The sequence below is a fragment of the Limnobaculum xujianqingii genome (genome assembly GCF_013394855.1).
Classification (GTDB): domain Bacteria; phylum Pseudomonadota; class Gammaproteobacteria; order Enterobacterales; family Enterobacteriaceae; genus Limnobaculum; species Limnobaculum xujianqingii.
The window spans coordinates 2362432-2389218 of sequence record NZ_JABMLK010000001.1 but is presented as its reverse complement, the minus strand read 5'-3'; the positions used below and the strand labels follow the sequence as shown (position 1 = coordinate 2389218).

The 26787-nt window shown below is 48.0% G+C and carries 19 protein-coding genes; 10 read left to right on the top strand and 9 right to left on the bottom strand.

The genetic code is table 11. The features are described 5' to 3' along the window. Positions 1-37 precede the first annotated feature (37 nt). The gene (locus tag GOL65_RS10785) at positions 38-1234 is read right to left on the bottom strand and encodes an L-talarate/galactarate dehydratase (RefSeq protein ID WP_140921305.1); all 1197 of its coding nucleotides are present in this window, start codon (positions 1232-1234) and stop codon (positions 38-40) included. 312 nt (positions 1235-1546) lie between these two features. On the opposite strand from GOL65_RS10785, the gene GOL65_RS10780 reads away from it, so the two are divergent. The 3 genes from GOL65_RS10780 (at position 1547) to GOL65_RS10770 (ending at position 3635) form a co-directional block, all read left to right on the top strand. After that, a complete protein-coding gene (locus GOL65_RS10780) occupies positions 1547-2566 on the top strand; it encodes a LacI family DNA-binding transcriptional regulator (RefSeq protein WP_228723117.1) in 1020 nt (339 codons plus the stop codon). A 141-nt stretch (positions 2567-2707) separates the two neighbouring features. Continuing rightward, positions 2708-3109: a hypothetical protein gene (locus GOL65_RS10775; RefSeq protein WP_140921304.1), complete on the top strand. Its 402-nt coding sequence runs from the start codon at positions 2708-2710 to the stop codon at positions 3107-3109. A gap of 85 nt (positions 3110-3194) precedes the next feature. Then, complete coding sequence (locus tag GOL65_RS10770; RefSeq protein WP_218652026.1) at positions 3195-3635, top strand: HD domain-containing protein; 441 nt, start codon at positions 3195-3197, stop codon at positions 3633-3635. A gap of 156 nt (positions 3636-3791) precedes the next feature. Here the strand turns inward: GOL65_RS10770 and GOL65_RS10765 are convergent, their stop codons facing one another. Together GOL65_RS10765 and GOL65_RS10760 are read right to left on the bottom strand one after the other, a co-directional pair. Beyond that, positions 3792-4787, bottom strand: a complete 996-nt coding sequence (locus tag GOL65_RS10765; protein WP_140921303.1) for an MBL fold metallo-hydrolase — start codon at positions 4785-4787, stop codon at positions 3792-3794. A gap of 141 nt (positions 4788-4928) precedes the next feature. Further along, entirely contained in the window at positions 4929-5447 is a 519-nt protein-coding gene (locus tag GOL65_RS10760; protein ID WP_228723091.1) for a hypothetical protein, read from the bottom strand. A 167-nt stretch (positions 5448-5614) separates the two neighbouring features. On the opposite strand from GOL65_RS10760, the gene yccX reads away from it, so the two are divergent. The 3 genes from yccX to birA all read left to right on the top strand — a co-directional run bounded on the left by yccX (position 5615) and on the right by birA (position 9293). After that, positions 5615-5887 (top strand): acylphosphatase, encoded by a 273-nt coding sequence (yccX, locus tag GOL65_RS10755; protein WP_140921302.1) that lies wholly within the window; start codon positions 5615-5617, stop codon positions 5885-5887. Positions 5888-7293: 1406 nt separating this feature from the next. Next, on the top strand, positions 7294-8331 hold the full coding sequence (gene murB / locus GOL65_RS10750) for a UDP-N-acetylmuramate dehydrogenase (protein ID WP_140921301.1): 1038 nt from the start codon (positions 7294-7296) through the stop codon (positions 8329-8331). Next, positions 8328-9293, top strand: coding sequence for a bifunctional biotin--[acetyl-CoA-carboxylase] ligase/biotin operon repressor BirA (gene birA / locus GOL65_RS10745; protein ID WP_140921300.1), 966 nt, complete (start codon positions 8328-8330; stop codon positions 9291-9293). The genes murB and birA overlap by 4 nt, the downstream gene beginning before the upstream one ends. A 53-nt stretch (positions 9294-9346) precedes the next feature. On the opposite strand, the gene coaA is transcribed toward birA, so the two are convergent. Then, on the bottom strand, positions 9347-10300 hold the full coding sequence (gene coaA / locus GOL65_RS10740) for a type I pantothenate kinase (protein WP_140921299.1): 954 nt from the start codon (positions 10298-10300) through the stop codon (positions 9347-9349). Between the two features lie 235 nt (positions 10301-10535). On the opposite strand from coaA, the gene hypF reads away from it, so the two are divergent. The 3 genes from hypF to GOL65_RS10725 all read left to right on the top strand — a co-directional run bounded on the left by hypF (position 10536) and on the right by GOL65_RS10725 (position 17600). Beyond that, positions 10536-12818 carry a carbamoyltransferase HypF gene (gene hypF, locus GOL65_RS10735; RefSeq protein ID WP_140921333.1) on the top strand — a complete coding sequence of 761 codons (2283 nt, stop codon included), beginning with the start codon at positions 10536-10538 and terminating at the stop codon, positions 12816-12818. 75 nt (positions 12819-12893) lie between these two features. Continuing rightward, positions 12894-13934 (top strand): hypothetical protein, encoded by a 1041-nt coding sequence (locus tag GOL65_RS10730; RefSeq protein ID WP_140921298.1) that lies wholly within the window; start codon positions 12894-12896, stop codon positions 13932-13934. A gap of 894 nt (positions 13935-14828) precedes the next feature. Then, a complete protein-coding gene (locus tag GOL65_RS10725) occupies positions 14829-17600 on the top strand; it encodes a S8 family serine peptidase (RefSeq protein WP_140921297.1) in 2772 nt (923 codons plus the stop codon). Positions 17601-18502: 902 nt separating this feature from the next. Here the strand turns inward: GOL65_RS10725 and frdD are convergent. Genes frdD through frdA form a run of 4 tightly spaced genes read right to left on the bottom strand, consistent with a single transcriptional unit; the run spans position 18503 to position 21816 of the window. After that, the gene (gene frdD, locus GOL65_RS10720; protein WP_179038312.1) at positions 18503-18859 is read right to left on the bottom strand and encodes a fumarate reductase subunit FrdD; all 357 of its coding nucleotides are present in this window, start codon (positions 18857-18859) and stop codon (positions 18503-18505) included. Positions 18860-18872: 13 nt separating this feature from the next. Further along, positions 18873-19262, bottom strand: coding sequence for a fumarate reductase subunit FrdC (gene frdC, locus GOL65_RS10715; RefSeq protein ID WP_140921527.1), 390 nt, complete (start codon positions 19260-19262; stop codon positions 18873-18875). A gap of 18 nt (positions 19263-19280) precedes the next feature. Then, the gene (locus GOL65_RS10710) at positions 19281-20015 is read right to left on the bottom strand and encodes a succinate dehydrogenase/fumarate reductase iron-sulfur subunit (RefSeq protein ID WP_140921526.1); all 735 of its coding nucleotides are present in this window, start codon (positions 20013-20015) and stop codon (positions 19281-19283) included. Then, positions 20008-21816: a fumarate reductase (quinol) flavoprotein subunit gene (frdA, locus tag GOL65_RS10705; protein ID WP_140921525.1), complete on the bottom strand. Its 1809-nt coding sequence runs from the start codon at positions 21814-21816 to the stop codon at positions 20008-20010. The genes GOL65_RS10710 and frdA overlap by 8 nt, the downstream gene beginning before the upstream one ends. 394 nt (positions 21817-22210) lie before the next feature. Here frdA and epmA point away from each other — a divergent pair, with 394 nt between their 5' ends. Further along, positions 22211-23188 (top strand): elongation factor P--(R)-beta-lysine ligase, encoded by a 978-nt coding sequence (epmA, locus tag GOL65_RS10700; protein WP_140919672.1) that lies wholly within the window; start codon positions 22211-22213, stop codon positions 23186-23188. A gap of 238 nt (positions 23189-23426) precedes the next feature. Here epmA and mscM read toward each other — a convergent pair whose 3' ends face one another. Further along, the gene (gene mscM, locus GOL65_RS10695; protein WP_407657476.1) at positions 23427-26750 is read right to left on the bottom strand and encodes a miniconductance mechanosensitive channel MscM; all 3324 of its coding nucleotides are present in this window, start codon (positions 26748-26750) and stop codon (positions 23427-23429) included. Positions 26751-26787: the final 37 nt, after the last annotated feature.

Sequence of the window (26787 nt, the reverse complement as noted above, 5' to 3'; positions counted from 1 at the left end):
GCTCAGCGGACGCAGGAGCGCATCCGCTGGCAGGTTGTCAGGGACGCTTGCCGAATTCGCAACTTAACGCTGTCCATTTGCGTGCCTGTTCACTTAGCGTAAAGCCGAGGCCGTGACGGTCAGATATCCACATGCGGCCGTCACGAAGTTCTAACTGCTCGTTGAACATCGGGTTAAGCCATTCAAAGTGTTCCAACCAGGGTTCAATTGGATAGGCTGCCGACAGATGCAGGTGGACTTCCATTGCGAAGTGAGGAGCCAACTTGCAGCCGTGTTTGGCGGCTAAATCCATGATTTTCAGGAAGGGGGAGATACCGCCAACGCGAGGTGCATCGGGCTGTACATAGTCGCAGGCGTTACCGAGAATAAGTTGTTCGTGCTCGCGAAAGCTGGTGAGCATTTCGCCGGTAGCGATCGGCGTATCCAGTGCTGCGGCGAGCGCTGCGTGGCCTTCAATATCGTAGGCATCCAGAGGCTCTTCAATCCAGATAAGGTTAAAGTCCTCCATTTTACGCCCCATGCGGATGGCAGTTTCCCGGTCCCATTGTTGGTTGGCGTCAACCATCAGCGGAAAATTGTCGCCTAATGCTTCGCGAACCGCCGTTAGTCGACGGATGTCTTCAGCCGTATTGGGCTGACCGACTTTTAGTTTGATGCCGCCGATACCACTTTCCTGAGAGATGATGACGTTTTTGAGCACTTGTTCCAACGGTGTGTGCAGGAAGCCGCCGGAGGTGTTATAGCATTGAACCGAGTCCCGGTGAGCACCAAACAGTTTGGCCAGTGGCAGACCGGCTCGCTTGGCCTTCATGTCCCACAGAGCGATGTCGATGGGAGAAATCGCCTGTACAGCCATACCACTGCGTCCGACTGAGGCACCAGCCCACAATAGCTTGGTATAGATTTTATCGATATCGTTAGGGTCTTCGCCAAGCAAATTGTCGGCAATCTCTTTGGCATGAGCGTAGATTCCCTGACCGCCAGCGCGTTTGGAATAGCTGAAGCCCACGCCCTCAAAGCCGTCTCGAGTACGAATTTCGGCAATGATGATGGCCACTTCAGTCAACGGCTTTTGGCGACCGGTGAGCACTTTGGCATCGCTGACGGGTGTCGCCAAAGGTAAAAAGGCCAGAGAGAGCTTAACCCACTCAATTCTGTCTCCAGTTTCGGCGGCGGTTTTCCCGTTAGCAACTTTAGCGTAGGTAACTGCATCTGAGTTAGCACTTAGCATGATTTTAGTTCCTTATTGATTAAATGTTTGCGCTAACATTTATAAATTACTCGATAAAATAAAAACATGTCATATATGTAAAGTTGATTGTTTGATCACATATATTAATAGTGTTAGTTAAGTATTCGGGAAGCCATTCACAGTTCTTTGTTTTTTGTGCATTTACCCATAAATGTTTGCGTAAACATTTATGGGTAAGATATGGCAAGACATAGCAAGGCACTGGTTGCCAGCGGGATTACACTGGTAAAGAGAGGGCTGTTCCATGATAATACCTGTATCTAACTCCTTGTTTGATTACACGGTAGGTGACCAATTAAAGCTGGAAAAACTTCCACAGGCTCGTTGCGGCCGGCTACCCTTGAGGATGTCGCGCGCGAAGCGGGGCTTTCTGCGATGACCGTTAGCCGGGCGATAAACACGCCACAGGTAGTGCGACCAAAGACGGTAGAAAAGGTCATGGCGGCGGTGCGCGCAACGGGGTATATACCTAACGCACTGGCTGGTGGACTGGCTTCTAAACGCAGTAAACTGATTGCGGTTGTCGTGCCGCAGATAAACAACAGCATGTTTGTTGATACGATCCAGTCTATTAGCGATGAACTTGCCCGGCGGGGTTATCATATGCTGCTGTGTGTGGCGGGATATACCCATGAGTCTGAGGCTGAAATTGTAACGACAATTCTTTCCCGTCGACCTGACGGCATCGTTTTGACCGGAATCCATCACTCACCCGAATTGAGAAAGACGGTGCTCAATGCGAGTATTCCCGTGGTTGAAATCTGGGATCTGACACCAACTCCACTCGATATGTTAGTCGGTTTTTCTCACGAAAAAGTAGGTTACGCGATAGGGCAATACCTGTTAAATAAGGGATATCGGCGCTTTGGCCTGATATGGACAGAGGATCGGCGCGCCGCTCAGCGCAAGAATGGCGTTTGCGAGCTTCTGGCACAGCATGGTGTTGATACGCCGACAGAGGTGCTGGTTCCGCTTCCCGCCTCGCTAAAATTGGGCAGAGAGGCTTGCGCCAGTTTGCTTGAGAGTGATGCAGTGCCTGACGTTTTAGTCTGTAGCTCAGATACGCTGGCACAGGGAGCAATTGTGGAAGCAGTACATCGGGGAATGCGAGTTCCTGAAGATATTGCAGTGATGGGTTTTGGCGATCTCGACTTTGCTGCTTTTCACGAACCTGCTATCACGACTGTAGGGATTGATCGGTGGGGGGTTGGAAAACGCGCTACCGATATGCTGCTGGAAAAACTGGCGGGTGGTTTCGTTTCCGATCCTATCGTTGATGTTGGCTTTGTGTTGATTGAACGGCATTCGGCCTGAGGTCTACAAACTTCGGATAAACAGGCCGTATCAGGTGTGAGGTTGCCACCCGGTTTCATATAATTAAGCAATATGATTTAGTCTGATTGGCTGATAACAGATTCAGTTAACGCAGTTTGAGGCGAAGGAACCGCATAATTGATGAACCACTTACGCATAATATTTCCGCTGGTACTCTCTTCCAGCTTATGGCTACTGCTTTGCCATTCTCTAACGCTGATACTGGAGAGCTGGGCGACCTCGACTTATGGCATCTCATCGTTGGGATGCTCCGAGACGCTACGGCAGCAGTTAAAACAGTTCAACGATCAATTATTAGTTCCGGCAATATTAATCGGTTTACTCATCAGCCTGTTTTATTTCTTTCTGCTGTATAAATGTTCTGATTTATTACGACAACCTCGCATATTGAGAATTTCATATTGGCTGGTTGGAGCCATAGTATTGGGTGTCGTGCTCTATTTTCTCGCGCAAATTGCAGGATTGATGTCGCTGTATTACTGGCTTCCTGTTGAAGAATTCACAACCGATACTTGTAGTTAAATAAAAACAGGGTTGATTTACCTGACACCTTGCTATCAATGTCATAGAGTTAATATCAGGAACCCAATCATTTATGAGGCAATAAATGGGCGATCTGGAGCTGAGAGCGAGGGTATTTGCCACTCAGGCACATACTGATGTTAATCAACGGCGTAAATATACTAATGCACCTTATATTGTCCATCCGGCGGCAGTCGTCGAGCTGGTTCGCTCTGTGCCCCACACTCAGGAAATGATCGCAGCAGCCTGGTTGCATGACACGGTAGAGGATACCGGAGTAAACCTGAAAGATATTCAACGATACTTTGGACACACTGTGGCTACTTATGTAGAGATGCTGACCAAAGTTAGCCGAAGTGCCGATGGCGATCGCAAAGCCAGATTTCATCTTGACCTGCTGCATACCGCTCGTGCCTGCCCGGAAGCTAAAACCATTAAACTGGCGGATATTATCGATAATAGTCGCAATATTGCACTGTTTGATCCTGAATTTGCCGTGGACTATCTGGGGGAGAAACGCAGCTAGTTAGAGGTATTAGTTCAGGGGGATAGTGGTTTACTACATCGCGCAGAAGAGATGGTGATGCGGGGAATTGGTGAGGCCAGAAGGCGGTTGAATAGCTGTGGAAGTTAATTGATTATAAAAAAGGCAGCGTGAGCTGCCTTTCTGACATCATCAAAACTATTTTTCCGGCGTTACAATAATTGGGCTGTATTCAATCGGAACCCATTTATAACCTTTACCTTCAACGCCAACGTGCCCAAGTCCAGGGAACGGTAAATGTGCTCCTGCAATCCACAGATCATTTTTAGCGATGTTAGCGAACATCTTTTTACGGGTTTCTATGGCTTGCTTACTGTTAACGTCAAATTCAAGCGCCACTTCAGGATGGGCAAATTGAATCGAATGGCTGTGAACGATATCACCCCATACCAACAGGTTCTGATCCTTTGAACTGAATAGATAGGAAGAGTGACCTGGCGTATGGCCCGGCGTTGCAACCACTTCCACTCCAGGAATCAGGGTATCTCCAGGGTTATAGACTTTAAACTTATCTGCCGTTTGATAAGGCGCTACAGCATCCTGAGCCATTTTGAATAAGGGTTTAGCTTCATCCGGTGCTTTAGCAGTAACCGCAGAGCTTAACCAATAATCTGCATCACCTTTAGAAGCGTAAACCGTAGCATTAGGGAAGGCCATCTTACCGTCATCAGCAATACCACAGGTGTGGTCAGCATGCAGGTGAGTTAACAAGACGGTGTCAATTTGTTCAGGGGAGTAACCCGCAGCTTTAATATTGCTGTTGATTGCCCCAAGGGTTGGGCCAAAACACTTGGCGGTACCCGAATCCACTAACACCAGATTTTTTCCGGTATTAATCAGATAAGCATTAACGGCAGTTTGCACACCGTTATTGCTATCAATAAACATTTTGTCCATCAGGGTCTTGGCGTCTTTAGCGCTGATCCCTTTAAGAAGTTTATTATCAATTTTGACATAACCGTCATACAGTGCGGTAATTTCAAAATCGCCTAATTGCATTCGGTAATAGCCGGGAACCTGTACTTTTTGTTGAGCTGGCGTTGATATTTTCGCAGCAGCGGGTTGTATCGCTGCAATTAAACCGGTTCCCGCTATGGTCAGAGCAAGCAGAATCCGGCGAACGTTTGTCTTCATATTTGGTCGTTCCTCTGTGTCTGATGGTGGTGATCATATCCCTATTAACTATAGAGGCATTGTCACTAAATAAAAGTTATCCGGCTATTTTTACAACACGACACTGTTGGCACAGTGGATAGCTGTCAAGATATGGCTTAATTAACTGATGCATAACTTCAAACTGGTTGCCATATATATATAGAGCGCTGTTTCGGTGTTGCCCTGATAGTAGCTGTGGATGCTACCTTCTTCGCCCAGCAGTTTTTCGATTTCTGCCCAGGCTTCGTTAATATCACAATTTTGGTAGATCTCATCCGGCAGATCGGTGCCATTAAGATAGAGGCCAAGTCCTTCATGTTCGCCAAAAGGAATCACTTTATCCCCGACGCGCAGTCTGGAACCTTTTGGAGACAGTGTGTTTTTTAGAAAACTTAAAATATGTTCAATAGCCTGTTCGCTACTATCGATGGCTTCAATTTCGATGTCGCACTCTTTGATTTCGCCATTGTCTTCTAACAGTGAGCCACCACCGCAAATATCACCGATATTTTGTTTGTCGAGCACGATACTTAAAGCATCTTCTAAATCTGCACGATGCATTGGCTGAAGTTTGGCGTTTAGCGTGATGGTGATGAATTCTTTTTGAGGTGTTTTCTTGCCGAAGAGATTTTTAAACATGTCAGGTTCCTTCTGAACGTTGTTATTTTTTATTCGTAGCCTCAACAAATGGTAATTGAGTGCGGGTATATGATAATGAATATATCCGGTAAATGATGTAATCGATTTCTTATTTTGTGCGTAAAGAATAGAAAGTGATTTATTTCCAGTAAGTAAAGGAGGGCGTAATGCAGGTTTGTTATGTGGCTTATGTCTCAGGGATTGTGCAGGGAGTTGGGTTTCGTTATTACACTCAGCAGCAGGCGATAAAGCTGGGTGTGACGGGCTATGCCTATAATATGGATGATGGTCGGGTTGAGGTCTTAGCCTGCGGCGAGCAGCAACAGGTGGAGAGGTTACTGGCGTGGCTTAAGGTTGGGCCGAAGTCGGCGAGGGTGGAAAGAGTGTTGATGGAGCCGCGGGCGGTGAAGGATATTGCGGGGTTTAGGATTAGGTATTGAGGTTAGTTTAGTTTGGTTTGGTGTAAGTTTCGCCGTCTTTGATGCAGTGCTTATCTCGGCAATGGTGTTTGCGTCGAGCAGAGGGGCGTTGGGGCGAACGCCCCTCTGCACTCCCCGCGCCTGCGCAGCTGACTGTTGACCGCCGCGTTGCGGCGGCAACCTCAGTCAGCAAAAAAATGACGCACCGGCGCAGAGCCGGAGTACTCGCCTCATCCATGAGGCTCGGCCCTTTGGGCCAGCACTGCGTGCTGTTCAAAATTGCTCCTGCAATTTTGTCAGATGTCGCTGCGCCTCGCCCCGCATCCCTGCGGGTCGTACTATTTTTTTGCCTCCTTCGGCAACATTCGGATGCTTTAACCTGAAGGGCAAACGGCAAACGGCAAACGGCAAACGGCAAACGGCAAAGGGCGAAATGGAAGGCCTTACTTAATACTTCTCAGAAAAGAAAACTAAAGCACAAGTTGCAACTTCGAAACACCCATGCCCATATAGGCAGTGACTAGTGTATAAACACAGAACCAGTCTGCGAACGCAGCGGCGATTAAAAAGGGCGGGGGTTGTCAGGGGTGTTCGCCCCTCAACACCCCTGACTCGGCGCGGGCAGCGGGGCTGGGTTAGGCTCAGCATTTGAGGCGGCGAAATGTACACTGATCCAGAAGAAATCCATCTCAGAAAAGCAAACTAAAGCACATGTCGTAACCCCGAAACACCCATGCCCATATAGGCAGTGACTGGTGTATAAACACAGAACCAGTCTGCGAACGCAGCGGCGATTAAAAAGGGCGGGGGTTGTCAGGGGTGTTCGCCCCTCAACACCCCTGACTCGGCGCGGGCAGCGGGGCTGGGTTAGGCTCAGCATTTGAGGCGGCGAAATGTACACTGATCCAGAAGAAACCCATCTCAGAAAAGCAAACTAAAGCACATGTCGTAACCCCGAAACACCCATGGTTATATAGGCAGTGACTGGTGTACAAACACAAAACCAGTCTGCGAACGCAGCGGCGATTAAAAAGGGCGGGGGTTGTCAGGGGTGTTCGCCCCTCAACACCCCTGACTCGGTGCGAGCAGCGGGGCTGAGCTAGGCTCAGCATTTGAGGCGGCGAAATGTTCACTGATCCAGAAGAAATCCATCTCAGAAAAGCAAACCAAAGCACATGTCGTAACCCCGAAACACCCATGCCCATACAGGCAGTGACTAGTGTATAAACACAGAACCAGTCTGCGAACGCAGCGAGACAGAGTTAGACTCGGCATTTAAGGCGACGAAATGTGCTCAGTCCTGATATGAAGCCGAGCAAAGACAGAGAGGTCTATTCCCCCCTATGTCATCCCCCTATATTCAGGTAGACTAACCACATCATTTTCCCTGTATTTTAATCACTCTAATAACTACGTCAGGACCTGCTATGACTCATCCATTCGTGTCGATTCAGAATCTTCATACTTTTGGTTTACCCGTTCATGCCCGGCGCGTGATTGTTGCTGAATCCGCTGAGCAATTGGTTGATGCATGGCAGAAGTCTGAACAGCAACAGTGTCCGGCATTGTTGTTGGGAGAAGGCAGCAATATGTTGTTTTTAGAGGATTTCGACGGTTGGATTATTCAAAATCGTATTAAAGGCAGGGAAATCGGCCAGTCAGCTAATAACTGGTATTTGCATGTGGGGGCCGGTGAAAACTGGCATGAACTGGTGCGCTATGCGCTGGAACATAATATTGCCGGGTTAGAGAATCTGGCGTTAATCCCTGGCTGTGTTGGTTCTGCACCCATCCAGAATATAGGTGCTTATGGTGTTGAGTTAAAAGATGTTTGTGAATATGTCGACCTTCTCAATTTAAGAACCGGGGAGTTAACCCGACTGAAAGCTGAGCAGTGTCATTTTGGCTATCGGGAAAGCATCTTTAAGCACCAGTTCCGCGATGGCTATGCCATTGTGGCAGTTGGTTTGAAGCTACCAAAGCAATGGAAACCGGTTTTAAGCTATGGCGATCTGCGTCAGTTTGATTTGGCAACGGTGACGCCAATGCAGGTATTTGACGCGGTTTGCGCGATGCGTACCAGCAAGTTACCCGACCCAAATGTGACGGGAAATGCCGGTAGCTTTTTTAAAAATCCAGTAGTCAGTGCGCAGCAGGCCGCCGATATTCTGAAACATTATCCTGGAGCGCCTCACTATCCACAGGCTGACGGTCAGGAAAAACTGGCCGCAGGCTGGTTGATTGATATGTGCCAATTGAAAGGCCATCGTATTGGTGGAGCCGCCGTTCATCAACAGCAGGCTCTGGTGCTGATTAATCAGGATAATGCGACCTCTCAGGATGTTGTTGCTTTAGCGGCCTATGTGCAAAAGCAAGTGGCTGAGCGTTTTAATGTTGTACTGGAGCCGGAAGTTCGTTTTATTGGCAAAACTGGTGAGCGCAACGCGCTTGAGGTGCTGGCATGAAAAACATTGCGGTGCCGTTGCAACTGGTAAAGATATTATCTGACGGAGAATTCCACTCCGGTGAGCAAATTGGCGCTGAGCTGGGTATGAGTCGTGCCGCTATCAATAAATATATGCAAACCCTGCGAGATTGGGGATTAGATGTATTTACCGTTCCCGGTAAAGGCTATAGCTTGCCTGCTTCAATCCAGCTGCTTGATGAGCAATTAATTAAACAGCGTTTGACTGAAGGGCGGGTGACGGTATTACCGGTCATTGATTCCACTAATCAGTATTTGATGGAGCGACTCGATCAGCTCCAGTCCGGTGATGCCTGTGTGGCTGAATATCAGCAGGCAGGTCGCGGTCGTCGCGGTCGCCAGTGGTTTTCTCCCTTTGGTGCTAACCTGTATCTTTCTATGTTTTGGCGTCTGGAGCAGGGGCCGGCAGCGGCTATTGGTCTTAGTCTGGTGATTGGTATCGTTATGGCTGAAGTTCTGCGGAAACTCGGTGCAGAAGGGGTAAAGGTAAAATGGCCGAATGACCTTTATCTGAACGATCGTAAGCTGGCCGGAATCCTGGTTGAATTGACCGGAAAAACCGGTGATGCCGCCAATGTGGTGATTGGAGCCGGTATCAATTTGAGCATGCGTGAGCCAGACAGCAATGTGGTTAATCAGCAATGGGCAAATCTGGCTGATAGCGGCATCGCTATCGATCGTAACGAGTTAGTACCCTGCTTACTTTCAACCTTGCGGGAATCACTGATTCAGTTTGAACAGCAGGGACTGGCTCCGTTTATTTCTCGCTGGCGTAAGCTGGATAACTTTATCGATCGTCCGGTAAAACTGTTAATTGGCGAACAGCAAATTCATGGTATTGCCAGGGGGATTGATAAGCAGGGGGCACTGTTGTTGGATCAGGATGGCGTACTTAAACCGTTTATTGGCGGAGAAATCTCTCTGCGTCCTGATAACGACTAATTAATTCCCCGCATTTGGCGCGGGGAATATTATATCTTGATGGCGAAGCCTGGTTATTTACGCAACCGGACTTTCTCTACTGCATGATTATCCCCTTTTGTCAGAATCAGGCTGGCCCTTTCTCTGGTGGGCAGAATATTCTGAATCAGGTTCTTTCCATTAATCTCCAGCCAGATATTGTTGGCAATATTAACTGCTTCCTCTTCCGACAGTTGTGCATAACTGTGGAAATAAGAGTCAGGATCGGAGAACGCGCCTTTACGGAATTTAAGGAAGCGATTAACGTACCATTGATGCAGTAGATCTTCTTTAGCATCAACATAAATAGAAAAGTCGACAAAATCGGAAACGAAGACCCGATGCGGCGACTGAGGATAATCCATTCCGCTCTGCAACACGTTTAGCCCTTCAAGAATCAGAATATCCGGTTGTTCAATAATTTGAGTCTCACCCGGTAAAATATCGTAAGTCAGATGTGAATAGACCGGCGCTTCTACCCGCGGTACGCCTGATTTAATATCTGAAACAAAACGCACCAGATTCTGAATATCATAGGACTGAGGAAATCCCTTTTTCTGCATCATATCCCGCTCACGCAGAATATGATTGGGGTGCAGAAAACCATCGGTGGTGACTAATTCAACTCGCCGATGTGTAGACCAACGGCTCAACAGCGCCTGTAGCACCCGAGCACTGGTGCTTTTACCCACGGCAACGCTACCAGCAACGCTGATAATGTAAGGAACCCGTTGGTTTTTAATTCCCAGAAACTTCTCCAGTACTGCCTGATTTTGCAGGTTACTGTCGATGTAAAAATTTAACAGACGAGAAAGCGGCAGATAGACCTGAGAAACCTCGTCCAGCGACAGGTCTTCGTTGATCCCTTTCAGGTTAATAATTTCTTGTTCGGTTAACGTCAATGGCTCTGAATCCCTCAGAGCAGCCCACTGCTTACGACTAAATTCCATGTAGGGGCCTAAAGCAAATAGTTGTTGTTTGTTATTCATAAACCGTACTCTGTTGGTCAGCATCCTGTGTATTGTTATTGCGTCATAGCTGCGGGCCGAACAAGGGAATAGTCGACGTGAGGTGACATTATAGACATCTTCGGCCAAAGCCGAGTAGTTTTTGTGGCCTAATTGATAATTTCTTTGATCTTTTTGGATGACCCGCAGTGATTGGTAGCGCAAAATAACGGTAATACGGGCGATAATCGTGAACGTTATTGTTAAGGGGCATGATGTGATATCGAATGGGATACAGCTTCGGGTTAAAGGAAAAGTACAGGGGGTTGGCTTCCGTCCCTATGTCTGGCAATTAGCTCATGATTTAGCGTTAGCAGGCGATGTCTGCAATGATGCTGAAGGTGTTCTGATTCGTCTGGTGATGCCACCAGAAGATATTTATCAGACCTTTTTAACCCAGCTTTATCAGCGCTGCCCGCCGCTGGCCCGGATAGAGAGTATTACCCCTCACTCTTTAGACTGGCAGACCTTACCAGCGGATTTTGCCATTCGCAGCAGCGGTGAAGGTCATATGGATACTCAAGTGATACCCGATGCAGCAACTTGCCCCAGTTGCCTGAGTGAACTTTATCACCCTGAAGATCGTCGTTATCACTACCCTTTCATTAACTGTACCCATTGTGGTCCACGCTTTACTATTATTCGTAAAATGCCTTATGACCGACCCAATACGGCAATGGCTGAATTTCCTTTGTGTCCAGCCTGTTTAGTGGAGTATGAATCACCGGCAGACCGTCGTTTTCATGCTCAGCCCAATGCCTGCCCGGTTTGTGGCCCTCACATCTGGCTTAGTCGTAAAGGTGACGCATCAACCACTGGAATAACCGGAGATAATGCGTTGCAACAAGCCGCTGATTTACTGTTAAGCGGCGGTATTCTAGCCATTAAAGGTTTGGGTGGCTTTCATTTGGCCTGTGATGCCACCAATAGTGATGCAGTTAATAAATTACGCCAACGTAAGCATCGCCCGTCTAAACCTTTAGCGGTTATGTTGCCTTCTGCACAATGGCTGAATTATTGTAGTCAGGAACAGGATGACGGATTAAAACAGCTGTTGAAAAGCAGTCCGGCCCCAATTATTTTGCTGACTCAATCTCTGGGTTCTCCTTTAAGTGATGCCATTTGCCCCGGGTTGGATGAGGTAGGAATGATGCTGCCATCAAATCCTTTGCAGCATTTGCTGACTGGTATGGTGAACAGGCCGCTGGTGATGACTTCCGGTAATTCGTCAGGTAAACCGCCGGCATTGTCAAATCAGCAGGCGCAGGATGATTTAGCCGATATTGCCGACCTGTGGTTGATGCATAATCGGGATATTGTGCAGCGGGCAGATGACTCGGTAATACGCTACCACCGTGGTAAAGCGGAGATGTTACGTCGTGCCAGAGGCTATGTACCTGATGCTATTGAATTGCCGGACGGTTTTGAACATATACCACCGATTCTGTCCATGGGTGCCGATCTGAAAAATACTTTTTGCTTACTAAGAGGTAACGCGGCGGTACTCAGCCAGCACTTAGGCGATCTGGATGATTTAGATATTCAGCAGCAGTATCAGCAATCACTGACACTATTTGAAGATATTTATCAATTTACACCAGAGGCTATTGTAGTTGATGCCCATCCGGGCTATGTCAGTCATCGTTATGGCAGAGAACTGGCGGCACAGCGTAGATTACCGATTATAGAAGTTTTGCATCATCATGCCCATATTGCAGCCTGTCTGGCAGAGCACGGCTGGCGAAAAGAGCAAGGGCCAGTAATTGGTTTGGCTTTGGATGGTCTGGGATACGGTAAAAATGGTCAGTTGTGGGGTGGGGAATGCCTGCTGGTTGATTATCAGCATTGTGAGCATCTTGGTGGATTACCTTCAGTGGCGATGCCGGGAGGTGATAAGGCTTCCTCTCAACCATGGCGTAATCTTTTAGCTCAGTGGCTGCGCTTTGTTCCCAACTGGCAGAACTATTCTGCTGCGGCAGTGATTAATCGGGAAAACTGGCAGCCATTAGCTACTGCAATTGAACGAGGACTAAACTCCCCGCAAGCGTCTTCCTGTGGCCGTTTGTTTGATGCGGTTGCGGCTGCGTTGGCAATCTGTCCTTCTGCTATCAGTTGGGAGGGTGAGGCGGCCTGTAAGCTGGAGGCGTTGGCTCGACAATGTTGCCGAACCGCTCACCCGGTAACTATGCCTGTTGTGAATAATCAGTTGGACCTGGCGACATTCTGGAATCAATGGCTGGCCTATCAGGCACCTGCTGCAGAGAGAGCCTACGCGTTTCACGATGCATTAGCGCAAGGCTTTGCCAGCATGGCTAAGATGTTTGCCAGTCAGCATCAGATCGACATTGTTGTGCTGTCTGGTGGTGTTATGCACAACCGATTATTACGGGAGTTATTGATTCATTATCTGGGTGACATGCAAGTCATTTGGCCTGAACGTTTGCCGATGGGTGATGGGGGATTATCTCTTGGACAGGCAATTATTGCGGCAGCCCGTTAATAAACGTCTATCATTGATCTGTTATTGGGAACTGGCGACACACATAATATGTGTCGATATCAGTTAAGGGTTGCTATGAAATTATTAACGTTACTTGCCGCCACAGGAATTATTTGGCTCAGTGTGTTGTGCCCTGCGTATGCTCAACATGATGAACAGCAAATGACCTATACCGGCCAAATTGGTAAATCTCCAGTGGTGATTGAACTGGTTACTTCTGAATCTAATGAAGTTACGGGGCGCTATTTTTATTTGCGTTATCGTAAAGATATTGCCCTGACGGGAACTCAGTCAGAAGGTGGTAGCCTTGAGTTATATGAAAATGAAAGTGTTATCGGTAAGCAAAAAGCGCCGAGGATAACGTTGACTCCAACACCTGAAGGCGGGCTTAGCGGCCAATGGCATGGAGATAAAGCAAAAACTATCGATGTGTCACTGTTGCCGGCAATTATTCCTGTAGGCCAAAAACAAGCGCTCACGCCTTATCAAAATGCATTGAGTAAGGATAATCTCTACGATTATCTGCGTTTGCTGAATATGCCTTTGAAGGCAGAGAATGAACAGGAGTTCATGGGATATCGTATCCGCTGGTGGAAAGAACCAAATTCCGGGATTCGGATGTTTGAATTGGTGTCTGACTACCCTCAGGACCAGATGGCCCAAGTCAATGTACGATTGAGAGATCGCCTGTGGCGTGAAGTTGTTGATTATCATGGTTGTATGTTGGGCGGGTTATCCGGTAGCTCCGGGCAGGCGGACTTTAATCAATCAGTAAAACCAACCTACTTTTCCCCATCGGTGATCAGTGCATCGGTATTTACTGATTATTATTGCGGTGGTGCTCATCCAGACTTCGCTGATTCACCGATTAATTTGGATATGAAGAGCGGCAAGGAACTGGCGCTTGAAGATGTAATCTGGCTCGGCAAGGGCAAGCCAGTTTATTACAATGAGCAGGGCGGAGATGACGCAAGTTTTGAAGCATTCTCCGGTTATCGGAATACTGTGTTTGCCCCCTGGATTGTAGAACAAATGCGTAAACTTCATCCGTCTCAAATGAAAAAGAGCGATGAATGTGATTATAGTACTGTTGAATATTGGTCATTTGTTAACTAGCATTTTACGCCGAAAGGTCTTTATTTTAGTCCCTCTTTTCCCCGAGTTGCGCGGGCATGTGAATATCCTGATTGGTCAGTACTACCTTACTCTGCTATTAAAACCCATACCGGGGGATTTAGCATCACTAACTAATCAAAGCGATGCTGCATAGGTACTTTTCAGGTATAGCAGCATCGCATTGATATCATATTTAATTTTAACAACAGGTTAATTCACCTGTTTTTTATATGGTTTATTCAAATTCTTAATATTCAAAGCTAAATAATACAAAATAAATTTACTTTGTCTGAAATACTCTCTTTTTTAATTGTTAATCAAATATGTTATCAGGATATTAATATCCTCAAAAAAAATATTGTTTTTATTTTTTCTATTTAAATCCACATAAAAAGTGTTCCTTTATGAGTGGTTATAATATTTTCATACCACTTATAACTGTGTGGTTATTTTATTGTTTTATAAGGATTGGTGAGCATTTTCTAACCGGAAATGATCGTTTAATATTTTAGTTAACTGTTTTGATTGAATTAATTTTATTGTTAATTAATTGTAAATAAAATCATCCTATATATTTGACGGGTGTGGATAGTACGTCTAGCATTACATTTAGAATAACCATCAAAAGTGTCGTTGCCAATTCATTTGATAGGGTTAGTCAGTAAGCAACATAACATTGTTATTCATAAGTATTATCTCCGAAGCCTTTGGGAAAGCTTTCAGGGGGAGGGATGACTTATATCTGAAATCCGAAATATTGAATCTTATTTGCGGAATTCAAGGAGTGTTTAAATTGCTTATAAAAACGGCTAATAAAAGCCGGAGGTACTCCTCATGTCCTCAGAAAAATCATTATTACAAAAATCTTTATATCTCACTGGAAATTCTCTTTTAATGTTAACCCTTTCTGCCTGTGGTGGCGGAGGTGGAGGCGGTGGCGGCGGTGGTAATGACGGCGTTGGCGGCACTTCTGTTCCAACAACCCCTCCGGCAGAGACTACCGCTCCCGTTATCTCAGCGACAGAACCATTTACTCGCGATACCTACAATCAGAATCTGTTTATTACTCATGCCGCAGAAGCCCGTATGGCGGGGTATACCGGTGCCGGAGTGATTGTTGGTTTGGTTGATAGTGGGGTATTAACGACCAATCTGGCACTTCAGGGCAAAATTTCCCAGTCACTGACCTATGTTGACCCAAGTACTAACAATACCAGCGTGGGGGATGTCCGTGGTCACGGTACTTCAGTCGCTCAAACTTTGGCAGGACAGCGGGTTGGCCCCTTCTCCGGTGGCACAGCACCAGGTGTTACTATTGTCAGCGGACGCATTATCTCTGATACCTCCAGTTCCGCAGGCACTAAGGGCTATTCATTAGCCCAAGTGAATTATGATATGGCAAATGCGGGCGCTAAAATTCTGAATAACTCATGGAGCATGCCTGACTGGTCGGTTACTGATACATCAACCACTAACAGTTATGTTAATGCTTATCAATATTTTGTCGTTTCTCATGGCGGATTAGTGGTGTTTGCCAGCGGTAATGATAGTGATATTACGCCAACCAAAATTGCCTCTTTGCCAACCATTGCTAATTCAGCTGCTTTAGAAAAAGGATGGCTGGTGGTTAGTTCAGTGAATGTGAATCGACCGGATGAGCTTTCTGCTTATGCGAATGCCTGTGGTATCAGCATGAATTATTGTCTGGTGGCTCCGGGTACGGTATCCGTTCTCAGTCAAAATGCAGAAACTGGAGCGTTAAGTAACTCACTGGTTTCTGGTACATCATTTGCTACCCCTCAGGTAACTGGTGCTGCCGCAATGGTGTGGCAAGCATTTCCCTATTTTACTAATGATTTAGTTCGCCAGACTCTGTTGGGAACAGCAACCGATATTGGTGCTCCTGGCGTTGATGCGACATTTGGTTATGGCATGCTCAATGTTGATGCTGCGGTACGTGGCCCGGCGAAGTTTGATTGGGGTGATGTCAGCGTTTCATTCAGCGGTTATAGCTCAACATGGGGTAACTCAATCAGTGGAACAGGCGGTCTGATTAAGAATGGCACCGGTACGTTGGTACTTGGAAAAGATGCGACTTATACCGGTTTAACTCAAGTATTAGGTGGTACGCTGGCTTCCGATAACGGATTGGTTTCTGCGGTAAACATTGGCCCTTCCGGTACGCTGGATGTCCGTCGTGTTGGCGGTAACGTTAATAACCAGGGCAGTGTGGTATTACGTAATGGTCAAACCAACTTCAACAGTAATTATACCCAAACTGCTGATGGTCATTTAGCACTGGTATTAGGCTCTACGTTGAATGTTCAGGGAACCGCATCTCTGGCTGGCGATCTTCACGTACTGGCGGTACCTCAGGGGTATGTCACCACAACTCAACGTCAGGATGTGTTAACCGCTCAGGGTGGCTTAACCGGAAAATTTGCTACTTTCACCAAGGCATCCGGCGTTTTTCTGGATGCAACACCTGATTACAGTAACAGTCAGGTTTGGTTGAATATTCAACGAGTACAGGCCACCAATGTTGCCGGTGTTGAATATAATGCGGCAGCAACCTCCGGAGCTACCCGGGTTGAGCAAGCATTTACTCAATTGGATCAACAACTGGCTAACTCACCAACTCCGGCTGATGCCAAAATGTCTGAATTTTTGAGTGGTGCAGCCAGTTTGCAGCAGTCACCGAATGCTCAGACTGCTCAAGCCTCACTGGAAAGCCTGTCCGGACAACTACCTGCCGCCGCAATGGCCATGACGATGCAGGCGGTTAACGTTAATAATCGTCAGGTTTCTGACCATATTGCTCAACTGATGGATTCCCCAAGAAGTAATGCCTGGACTGGTAATATTAACTATCAAAGTAATCTGAACAGCACCGGTTTCTCTGGTGTTAATTACAATATGAACGGCTGGGTGATGGGGCAGGACGTTTTTCTGGATAAAAATACCTTTATCGGTAGCTCACTTACCCGCAGTAATACCAACGGTAGCCTGAGTCGCGGCTCAGAAAGCAGCAGCGGTACTGTAGGTGAAGCTTCTTTATATGGCGGTAAGATCTTTGATTCTTATTACGTAACCGGGCGTATTGCATCTGGCTACTACGATGGTCAACAAAAACGGACGCTGTTATTGGGTAATCAAACTGCACGCGTTAACAGCGATCAAAGTGGTAATTACTTCACCCTTGGTAGTGAAATGGGTTATCGCATGAAGAAAGAGGGCTGGCAGTTCACTCCTTATGTTGATAGCCAATACATCAGCCTGAAACAGGATGCCTTTAAGGAAAATGGTGCTTCTGGTTTTGGCTTACAGGCTAATTCCCAAACCACTACCCGCTGGCAGGCTGGTGTAGGTGCTCGTGCCGGTTACGGTTGGGATATGGGAAATAAAGGTAAGGTTAACCTGACAGCCCAAACTCACTATCAACGCGCTATTGCTCAGGATAATGGTAGCTATAACGCCAGCTTTACTGGCGTGAACCAATACATGCCGCTGGATGGTGTTCCATTGTCGCGCGATGTGATGATGGTTGGTAGCGGCCTGGAGTGGGAGTTCTCGGATAACATGGCGCTAAATATGATGTATGAGCAGTATTTTGCTGATAACCAGCAGTCGAATATGGTGAATATGAATGTCAGTGTCAGGTTTTGATTAGTATTAAACTGAAACGGAAGGTTTGGGAGTAGGTTTCGTCCGCTAATGATGTTGAGTCTGACTAGACTGTTGTGCGGCGGCCGAGCATAGGGCATTAAGGTGAATGCCCTATGCAACTCCGTGTGCGCATTGGTATTGATGAGCTTGGGTGTGATAAATGATTGAGCTTTGAGTAAGTTTCGTCCGCAAATAGCGAAGTGTATGACTGAGCTATTGTGCGGCGGCCGAGCAGGAGGCGTTAAGGCGAACGCCTCCTGCACCTCCGCGCCTTCGCACACGAATCCAGGTCGCTACGCGACTTCCTTCCTCTTTCGTTCGGCCTTAACGCACCGGCACTGATTCGCTCCCGGCGAAGCAGTGCCTCGACCAACATCCCTGTTGGTCGTGCTGGCCTCTCTCAGTCGTCAGCTGAATTCCAGTGCTCCCTAAGGTCAGGGGACTAGTTAGTATTCAGGCGCTTTGCGCCTGAATAGGGGGCTGGTTTGAATGTCACAATGGTTTTTAGCTGTTTGAATCTGAAAGAAGTTGACTGAAATCGTTAATGATAATTGGCTTCTGTACCTTTTTTAGCCGTTAGCTTTTGATTTTGGTCTTGGTCTTGGTCTTTAGACAAAGTCAATCGTCGGGAGAGGCCGCCGTTGGGGTCGACTTGGCGTAAGCCAACGAAGCGCCCCTAGGCGGACTAGGCCCGACGCACACCATACCTGATGACCACTCAGAACTCATGGTCCTTCCGGCCGTACACATCAGGTTATATAAGCACTTAGCTATTACGGCCGGAATATCCACAGTCGCTGATTTAAAAACTAAAACTCCCATCCCCATATACAAAAAGCGCCCCAACGGGGCGCTTCCTTACGTCTTAATATCTGATGCAATCACATCATCGGGCATGCTGCTTACAGCATAAACACCCCAATCACCGCAATCACACTCAGCGCACTCGCCAGACCGTAAAATACCAGCTTGCCCGCAGGCACATGCCACTTCAGGTCATGGGTCATATGGTGCATACGGTGTAAACCACACCATATCGGCAGGATTATCATCAGCAGCAAAAATACACGGCCAATAAATCCCTGACAGAACGCCAGAATACGCGGGTAACTCAGCGCCTCCGGTGCCCAGCCCATCGGAAGAATAATCGCCACCAGTAAAATAATCACCGGCGCAATAATCGCTCCCCACATACCGCCCGCACCAAACAGGCCCCAGAATACCGGCTCGTCAGAGCGCTTCGGATTTTGTTCAATCATGTCAGTCGACTCCTTAAATCAGTGCCACGGCCAGAATTATCAGGCTCGCCACAATCGTTACGCCCCAGAAGAACATCACAATCGGCTTCGCACTCAGCTTCTCTGTGCCTACCACAATGTTCGCCGCCTTCGGTGCAAGGTCAAACCAGGTCTTGGTATGAACCAGCGCCATTATCAGCGTGATGATATTTATTACCATCACCACCGGGTTGGCTAAAAAGCCCACAAAACCATACCAGCTCTCTGCACTGCCCAGCGCAAACACACCGTATATCAGCACCAGACTGAACCACACGGCAGGCACCGCCGTACTCTCACGGAACATGTAAAACTTATAAAACCCGAGTCGCTTCCACCAGTCAGCTTTCACCTCGCGGACATAGGGTTTACGTTTGGTCATCATAATAGTATCCCTCTCCCTTTATTGAGGTTTCAGCATGGCAATCATAAAGTCTTTCGAACTCTCCACTTTACCCTGCTGAATAGCCGCAGCCGGGTCAACGTGTTTCGGACAGACTTCAGAACAGTAACCGACAAAGGTACAACTCCATACGCCATTCTTGCCGTTAAGCTGTGGCATACGGGCCGCTTTACCCTTATCACGTGTATCCAGGTTGTAACGGTGTCCCAGCGTAATCACCGCCGGACCAATAAACTCCGGGTTCAGACCAAACTGAGGACAGGCGGCATAACACAGACCGCAGTTGATACAACCGGAAAACTGATGGTATTTCTCCATCTGTGCCGGCATCTGAATGGTCGGACCGTTCTCCGGCTTCAGACTGTCATTAATGATATAAGGCTTAATGGCTTCCAGACTCTCAATAAAGTGAGTCATGTCCACCACCAGGTCGCGCTCAATCGGGAAGTTACCCAGCGCTTCCACCTTAATACCGTCCGTGTAATCACGCAGGAAGGTTTTACAGGCCAGTTTAGGCACCTTGTTCACCATCATGCCGCATGAGCCACAAATCGCCATCCGGCAGGACCAGCGGTAAGACAGGTCCGGAGCCAGGTTGTCCTTAATATAGCCCAGCGCATCCAGCAATGAAGTGGACGCATCATAAGGCACATCATACGCCTCGAAGTGGGGTTCACTGTCGCGCTCCGGGTTATAGCGCATGACTTCAACTTTGAGGGTTTTCATCTCAGACATTCGCCTGCTCCTTCTTTAATGCCTCTTCTTTAGCCTGGGCTTCCGCCTCGGCACCGTATACACGTTTGGCCGGCGGGAGGGTGGTAATTTTCACATCACTGTACTCAATGCGCGGCGTGGTGCTGTCCGGGCTGTAGAACGCCAGTGAATGTTTCAGGAAGTTCACATCATCACGCTCGGTACAGCCGTCATCCAGACGCTGATGCGCGCCACGGGATTCACGACGTAACAGCGCAGAGTGAGCCATACAGTCAGCCACATCCAGACCATGACCCAGCTCAATGGTGTACAGCAGGTCAGTATTGAACACGCTGGTGCGGTCAGTAATGCTGACGCGCTTGAAGCGGTCTTTCAACTCAGCAATCTTGTCGACGGTCTTCTGCATCAGTTCTTCGGTACGGTAGATACCACAACCTTCTTCCATGCTCAGGCCCATCTCATCACGGATTTTCGACCAGTTCTCGGTGCCTTCCTGCTTAAGCAGGGCATGCAGACGGCCTTCGATATCCGCCACCTGGGCATCCAGCGCGCTGCCGTTAGCCGGCGCGGCAGATTTGGCACGCTCAATGGCATGCTCACCGGCCACGCGACCGAATACCACCAGCTCAGCCAGGGAGTTGGAGCCCAGACGGTTAGCACCATGCATACCGACAGAGGAACATTCGCCCACGGCAAACAGACCCGCCAGACGGGTTTCACACTGCTGGTTGGTTTCAATCCCACCCATGGTGTAGTGCGCGGTAGGACGAACCGGAATAGGCTCTTTCACCGGGTCCACGCCAACATAGGCTTTGGACAGTTCACAGATGAACGGCAGACGCTCAAGCAGTTTCTTCTCACCCAGGTGACGCAGGTCCAGATAGACCACATCGCCGCGCGGAGAAGGAATGGTACGACCGGCGCGCCATTCGTGCCAGAAAGCCTGGGAGACTTTGTCACGCGGACCCAGCTCCATGTATTTGTTTTCAGGTTTGCCCAGCGGGGTCTCAGGACCCATGCCGTAATCCTGCAGATAACGGTAACCGTCTTTGTTGACCAGAATACCGCCTTCACCACGACACCCTTCGGTCATCAGGATACCGGAGCCCGGCAGACCGGTCGGGTGATACTGAACAAATTCCATATCACGTAACGGAACGCCATGACGGAATGCCATGCCCATACCGTCACCGGTGACGATACCGCCGTTGGTGTTGTAACGGTAAACGCGTCCTGCGCCGCCGGTGGCCATGACCACGGCATTGGCACGGATTTGAATCAGGGAGCCTTCCATCATGTTCATGGCGACTAAACCGCGGACATGACCTTCGTCAGACAGCAGGTCGAGAACGAAGTGTTCATCAAAGCGCTTGATGTTAGGATACTTGAGTGAGGTCTGGAAAAGGGTGTGAAGCATATGGAAGCCGGTTTTATCGGCGGCAAACCAGGTACGCTCAACTTTCATGCCGCCGAAGCGACGGACGTTGACGGAGCCGTCTTCTTTACGGCTCCAGGGGCATCCCCACTGTTCCATCTGTACCATTTCGCGGGGGCTGTTTTCGACGAAGTACTGAACGACGTCCTGTTCACAGAGCCAGTCACCGCCGGCGACGGTATCATGGAAGTGGGACTCGAAGCTGTCTTCGGGCTTGATAACGGCAGCGGACCCGCCTTCGGCGGCCACGGTGTGGCTGCGCATGGGGTAGACTTTAGAAATCAGCGCAATGGTACTGTTGGGATTCGCTTCGGCAGCGGCAATGGCTGCACGAAGACCGCCACCACCCGCTCCGATGATAGCAATGTCTGCGTTAAAGGTTTGCACTGCATTCCTCCAAATGTTCCAGTTTAATAATAAAAAGTAAGTCTTATACCAGCCAGTCAGATCTATAGCGTTAGGAAAATCTGATGTTAACCTTTAGAACCACCGAAAATATTGGTGAATCCAGTATAGGACGTCTATTCTACCTAATCTTGTGTAGACGAATATTGACGAGATCGATTTTTTTTATAGTTAGTCAGCATAATCCATTCATTTTTTTTGAAAATGGTTATATTAATAAAATGTGATCAATATATTAAATAAATGTATTTTCATATTATTTCACTCCTAACTAATGGAACCTGTGATGGTGGAAATCAGAAAACGATGGGTAAATTTGTCTGTCGGAAGAGATAAGGGTAGACTGCCGGACTAAATTAATTTTGGAGTAGAAAAAATGAGCGACCTGGCCAGTTGGCAGCCCAGCGCTTCTATCGCTAAATTATTAAAGCGTGCGAAAATTGTCAGTGAAATCAGACGGTTTTTCTCTGAGCGCGGCGTGTTGGAAGTGGAAACTCCGGCAATGAGTCAGGCAACGGTTACGGATATCCATCTGTTTCCTTTTCAGACGCGTTTTGTCGGACCGGGTGCTGCAGATGGTATGACGCTGTTTTTAATGACCAGCCCTGAGTTTCATATGAAGCGTTTGCTGGCTGCGGGTAGCGGCCCTATCTATCAGATGGGCAAAAGCTTCCGTAATGAAGAGGCGGGTCGTTATCATAATCCGGAATTTACCATGTTGGAGTGGTATCGCCCACACTTTGATATGTACCGTTTGATGAATGAGGTTGACGATCTGCTACAACAGATTCTGGATTGTGAAGCCAGTGAAGTGGTTTCTTATCAGCAGATCTTTATTCGTCATCTGGAAATTGATCCGCTCTCTGCGGATAAACCTCAGCTAAGAGCTGCTGCGGCTAAATTAGATATGGAAGAGCTGGCGAACCGGGAAGAGGATCGCGATACTTTATTGCAGATGCTGTTTGCATTTGGTGTTGAGCCGCATATTGGTCAGGAAAAACCGACTTTTGTTTATCATTTTCCGGCATCACAAGCGGCTCTGGCTGAAATTAGCTCTGAAGATCACCGCGTAGCAGAACGTTTCGAGGTCTATTATAAAGGTGTTGAGCTGGCAAATGGTTTCCGTGAGTTGACCGATGCCGGTGAGCAGCGCCAGCGTTTTGAGCAGGAAAACCGTAAGCGGGAAGCTCGCGGATTGCCGATTCATCCAATTGATGAAAACTTTTTGGCCGCTCTGGCTTATGGTATGCCGGAGTGTGCCGGTGTGGCGTTGGGTGTCGACCGTCTGATTATGATTGCGCTTTCAGCGCAGTCGATTAGTGAGGTTATGGCGTTTCCGGTGGATAGAGCCTAGATTGGTTTTTGAGAAGTTATTCGATTAGCTTTTGAGGATATTCCGGCCGTAATGATGTAGTGCTTATATTGGCTATGTGCTCGGCCGGAAGGACATCTGTACTTGGCATCGGAGTGCATCGGGCCTAGTCCGCCTAGGGGCGCTCCGGCAGCTAAAGCTGCTACGACCCCAACGGCGGCCTCTCCCAACGATTAGCTTTGTTTATTATTTTAAAGGCGCTTTTCAGCGCCTTTATTATTTAAATTTCTCCGGTTTTAAACCGGGGTCTGAGGCCCGCGCGGGAGAGGGCGTCGGCGCGCATTTGGAATGGTGGGAATGGCAGGGTCAGATCGTGATCTGCATAGGCTTTGAGAATCAGCGAGTGCATTTCATGACGCAGCGGCATTCGCATACCCATTTCGGCAGCAAACACCCGCAGTTCAAAGATTTGAATGCCCTGTTGAATATCCACCAGGAAGGCATCTGGAGCAGGGGTTTCCAGTACGAATTGGCATTTATGTGCTGCGTCTTCCAGTAATTGTTTCACCAGATTTGGATCGGTGTCTGCCGTTGCCGGAACGGTTAAAACAATACGGGTGACGGAGTCAGACAGCGACCAGTTAACAAACTGTTCGGTAATAAATGCCTGGTTTGGAACGATGATTTCTTTTCTATCCCAGTCAACAATGGTGGTTGCCCGGGTGTTAATTTTAGTAATCGAACCGGTTAGCTCACGAATTGTCACCGTATCGCCGATACGGATAGGTTTTTCAAACAGGATTATCAGGCCAGAGACAAAGTTGGCGAAGATCTGTTGTAAACCAAAGCCAAGTCCCACACCCAGTGCTGCAACTAACCACTGGAGTTTGGACCAGTCAACACCAATCATCGAGAAGGCCACCATACCGCCAATTAGCATCAGTATGTATTTGGTGATGGTGGTAATGGCGTAACCGGTGCCGGGTGTCAGATCCAGATGTTGAAGGATTGCTAACTCCAGCAGTGCCGGTAAGTTACGAACTAACTGGGTAGTAACAATAAACACCAGAATAGCAATCAGCACTGAACCTAAAGTAATGGCCTGAATGCTCTCCGTTCCCTGTACTGATGAGGTTACATCCCATAACCGGATGTTTTCCAGGAAGGCGAATGCCGAATGGATTTCTGACCAGAGAATAATAAGAGAAACTAAAGCAACCATGGTTAGAATGGAGCGCACTAATTGCAGTGACTGGGCACTAATAGCATCCAGATCGACGACCACTGAGTCATCGTTATCTAACAGTCCCTCAGTGCTGGTAGGCAGGCTTTCTTCTTCACCTTTCGCCCGCTGTGCCAGTCGTTCTGCCCGGCGCTGTTTGGCCCGGTCAAACTCGATTCTGCGACGTTGAATTAGCATCCAACGGCGGATGATATGATAAATAACCAGCAGGCCGAACCAGATGGCAACCGAGGCTTCCAGTCGTAACAGCAGCGCCTGGGCGGTGGCCAAATAGCCAAAGCAGGCGGATAACGCAGCGGCAATTGGGGCACAAATCAGGAAGGTCCATAGCGCCTGATTAACCATATTCTCACCGGAACCCTTACGATCAAGATAGAGCGGTATGCCGGCCCGCCTCAGGTTGGTGGTCATCATGACTAATGCGCCACATAGCAGAACAAAGCAAATACGGCCTAATGTGCCGGAGAACTCGCGATCGTTAAAGTTATCAAAACTGATGGAAGCAATAATTAAAGGTACAACCAGCCAGAGCGACAGGCGATAATAGCGCATAGCGCGTGCCACTCGATTTTGCGACCAGCGGAAGTGGGCGATAAACAGGCCTTGCGGATGAGCAAAGCTGGCGCTGATCATAAATACCCACATCAGCGGTACAGTTGCATTAACTCCTTCACCAATGGCGACAGCGATAGGGTATTGCCAGGCATGTTGCAGGCCATAAGCCAGCGCCCACCAGAGCACCGGTAGCGGAACCGCAACGATCACTGACCAAAATACGGTACGAATAGTTGATGAAAACTGGTCCTGAGTCACCTTACCAATACGTGATGCCACTCGTTCTAAGAATGCCTGATAGTGACGACGGGAGCTAAAGCTAAAGCCCACCAATACAAGTGCCGCCAAAATCAGCACCACCGATTCTTTGGTGGTTAACATCATGCCAAAGGCACCGCTAAGCTCAGAAAGCGTATCCAGCGATACCAGCTTGTTCAGATCTTGCAGAACCTGAATCGGATAACTCAGGTTTAGTGTATTCACGTCGGCCACCCAAAACAGATAACGGTGGGAGGCATCTTTAATTTCTACCAGTGCATCTATCAACTGATTGTTAGAAACTTTCAGCTTAGTCAGCTCAAGAATTAATGAATCATCACCGGCAAGCAATGATGACAGCAGTTCTTGCTGCATTTTGATCTGCTGTTTAGCGAGTTCTTGTTGTGAAGCGGTAAGCGGCTGCCCATCATCCTGTAGCAAGGGAGTTATATGGATTAGCTTGTCGCGCTGTTCATCCAGACTTAAACGCTGTACCCGAATTTCAGCCATTTCAGTATCCAGCGGCTGAGGTTTTGGCATTTCTGGCAGGCGGGATACCTGCATTCTTAAACTTTCACCCAGGGCGGTAGACATGCCCAGCCACTGAGCCTGTTCACTAAGGGAAGTTAGCGCCTGACGAACCTGTAAAATTTTAGAAATTGTGGCCCGTTGTTCAGTAGAGATCTCATCCAGACGGACTGCCTGTTGGCTTAAGCGTTCAGACAGTTCCTGATTTTCTTGTAATAATTTACGGATGGAAAGCGGCAAATCGCCATGCTGTTCAGCCAACTGAGTGGTCTGTTCCAGCGTTTGCCTGGTTTCCAACTGGCGACGGGTGTTTAGCTGATTATTTATCAATTGCAGCAGGCTGTCAGTTTTAGCCTGTTTTTTCTTTACCACTTCAATCTGTAAGCGGGAAATTTCCTGTCGGTTACTGGCGGATAATTGCTCTAATTCCAGTTCGTCCGCTTTGGATTTGTAAAAGGCCAGCTCAGCCTGAAGTTGCAGTGATTTAGCCTGATTAAGTGGTGTGGTTTGATTATTTTGTTCTGGCAGACGGCGTTCAAGATCGCCAAGCGCTTTACGCGTCGATGCCTGTTGTAGCGGGAGTTGAGTCAGTGAGTTACTAATTTCCCGTGCACGATCCTGCTCTTGCTGAAGCTGACGGCTGAGTTCCAGCAATTGGCTGTTAGTCTGAATTGACAACTGTTCCAGTTCGGCCAGCGTCAGATTTTCAGATGGTGGCTGTGCTTCCCCATTATCGGCTTCTAGCTGAGTACGCAGGGTTTTGGTGAGTTTAGGAAACTCATCAATAGCTTTACGGTATTGCTGACTGCGTGAAAGAGAGTCTGAACGTTCAGTTACCCAATTCAGGGCACTTTGATAGGCGTCCAGAATCTCTTTCTGATTCGGCATATCCTTATCGGCTTCGACCAGTTTTATCTCCTGCTTGATTTGTCCTGCATCAAGCTGCGGAGCTGCCTGAAGTGGGGCCAGATACAACAGGCTTATTAACAGTGCTAATAATAAACGGGTCAGCTTCATCATCTACTCAGCTATTGGTTAAGTTATCGTGGCGAGTGAA

Excerpts from the sequence above, each read along its gene's own strand:
- GOL65_RS10775 (WP_140921304.1), top strand. The coding sequence starts at position 2,708 with ATGAACCACTTACGCATAATATTTCCGCTGGTACTCTCTTCCAGCTTA.
- GOL65_RS10770 (WP_218652026.1), top strand. The coding sequence starts at position 3,195 with ATGGGCGATCTGGAGCTGAGAGCGAGGGTATTTGCCACTCAGGCACAT.
- GOL65_RS10765 (WP_140921303.1), bottom strand. The coding sequence starts at position 4,787 with ATGAAGACAAACGTTCGCCGGATTCTGCTTGCTCTGACCATAGCGGGA.
- GOL65_RS10760 (WP_228723091.1), bottom strand. The coding sequence starts at position 5,447 with ATGTTTAAAAATCTCTTCGGCAAGAAAACACCTCAAAAAGAATTCATC.
- yccX (WP_140921302.1), top strand. The coding sequence starts at position 5,615 with ATGCAGGTTTGTTATGTGGCTTATGTCTCAGGGATTGTGCAGGGAGTT.
- murB (WP_140921301.1), top strand. The coding sequence starts at position 7,294 with ATGACTCATCCATTCGTGTCGATTCAGAATCTTCATACTTTTGGTTTA.
- birA (WP_140921300.1), top strand. The coding sequence starts at position 8,328 with ATGAAAAACATTGCGGTGCCGTTGCAACTGGTAAAGATATTATCTGAC.
- coaA (WP_140921299.1), bottom strand. The coding sequence starts at position 10,300 with ATGAATAACAAACAACAACTATTTGCTTTAGGCCCCTACATGGAATTT.
- GOL65_RS10730 (WP_140921298.1), top strand. The coding sequence starts at position 12,894 with ATGAAATTATTAACGTTACTTGCCGCCACAGGAATTATTTGGCTCAGT.
- GOL65_RS10725 (WP_140921297.1), top strand. The coding sequence starts at position 14,829 with ATGTTAACCCTTTCTGCCTGTGGTGGCGGAGGTGGAGGCGGTGGCGGC.
- frdD (WP_179038312.1), bottom strand. The coding sequence starts at position 18,859 with ATGATTGAACAAAATCCGAAGCGCTCTGACGAGCCGGTATTCTGGGGC.
- frdC (WP_140921527.1), bottom strand. The coding sequence starts at position 19,262 with ATGATGACCAAACGTAAACCCTATGTCCGCGAGGTGAAAGCTGACTGG.
- GOL65_RS10710 (WP_140921526.1), bottom strand. The coding sequence starts at position 20,015 with ATGTCTGAGATGAAAACCCTCAAAGTTGAAGTCATGCGCTATAACCCG.
- epmA (WP_140919672.1), top strand. The coding sequence starts at position 22,211 with ATGAGCGACCTGGCCAGTTGGCAGCCCAGCGCTTCTATCGCTAAATTA.
- mscM (WP_407657476.1), bottom strand. The coding sequence starts at position 26,750 with ATGATGAAGCTGACCCGTTTATTATTAGCACTGTTAATAAGCCTGTTG.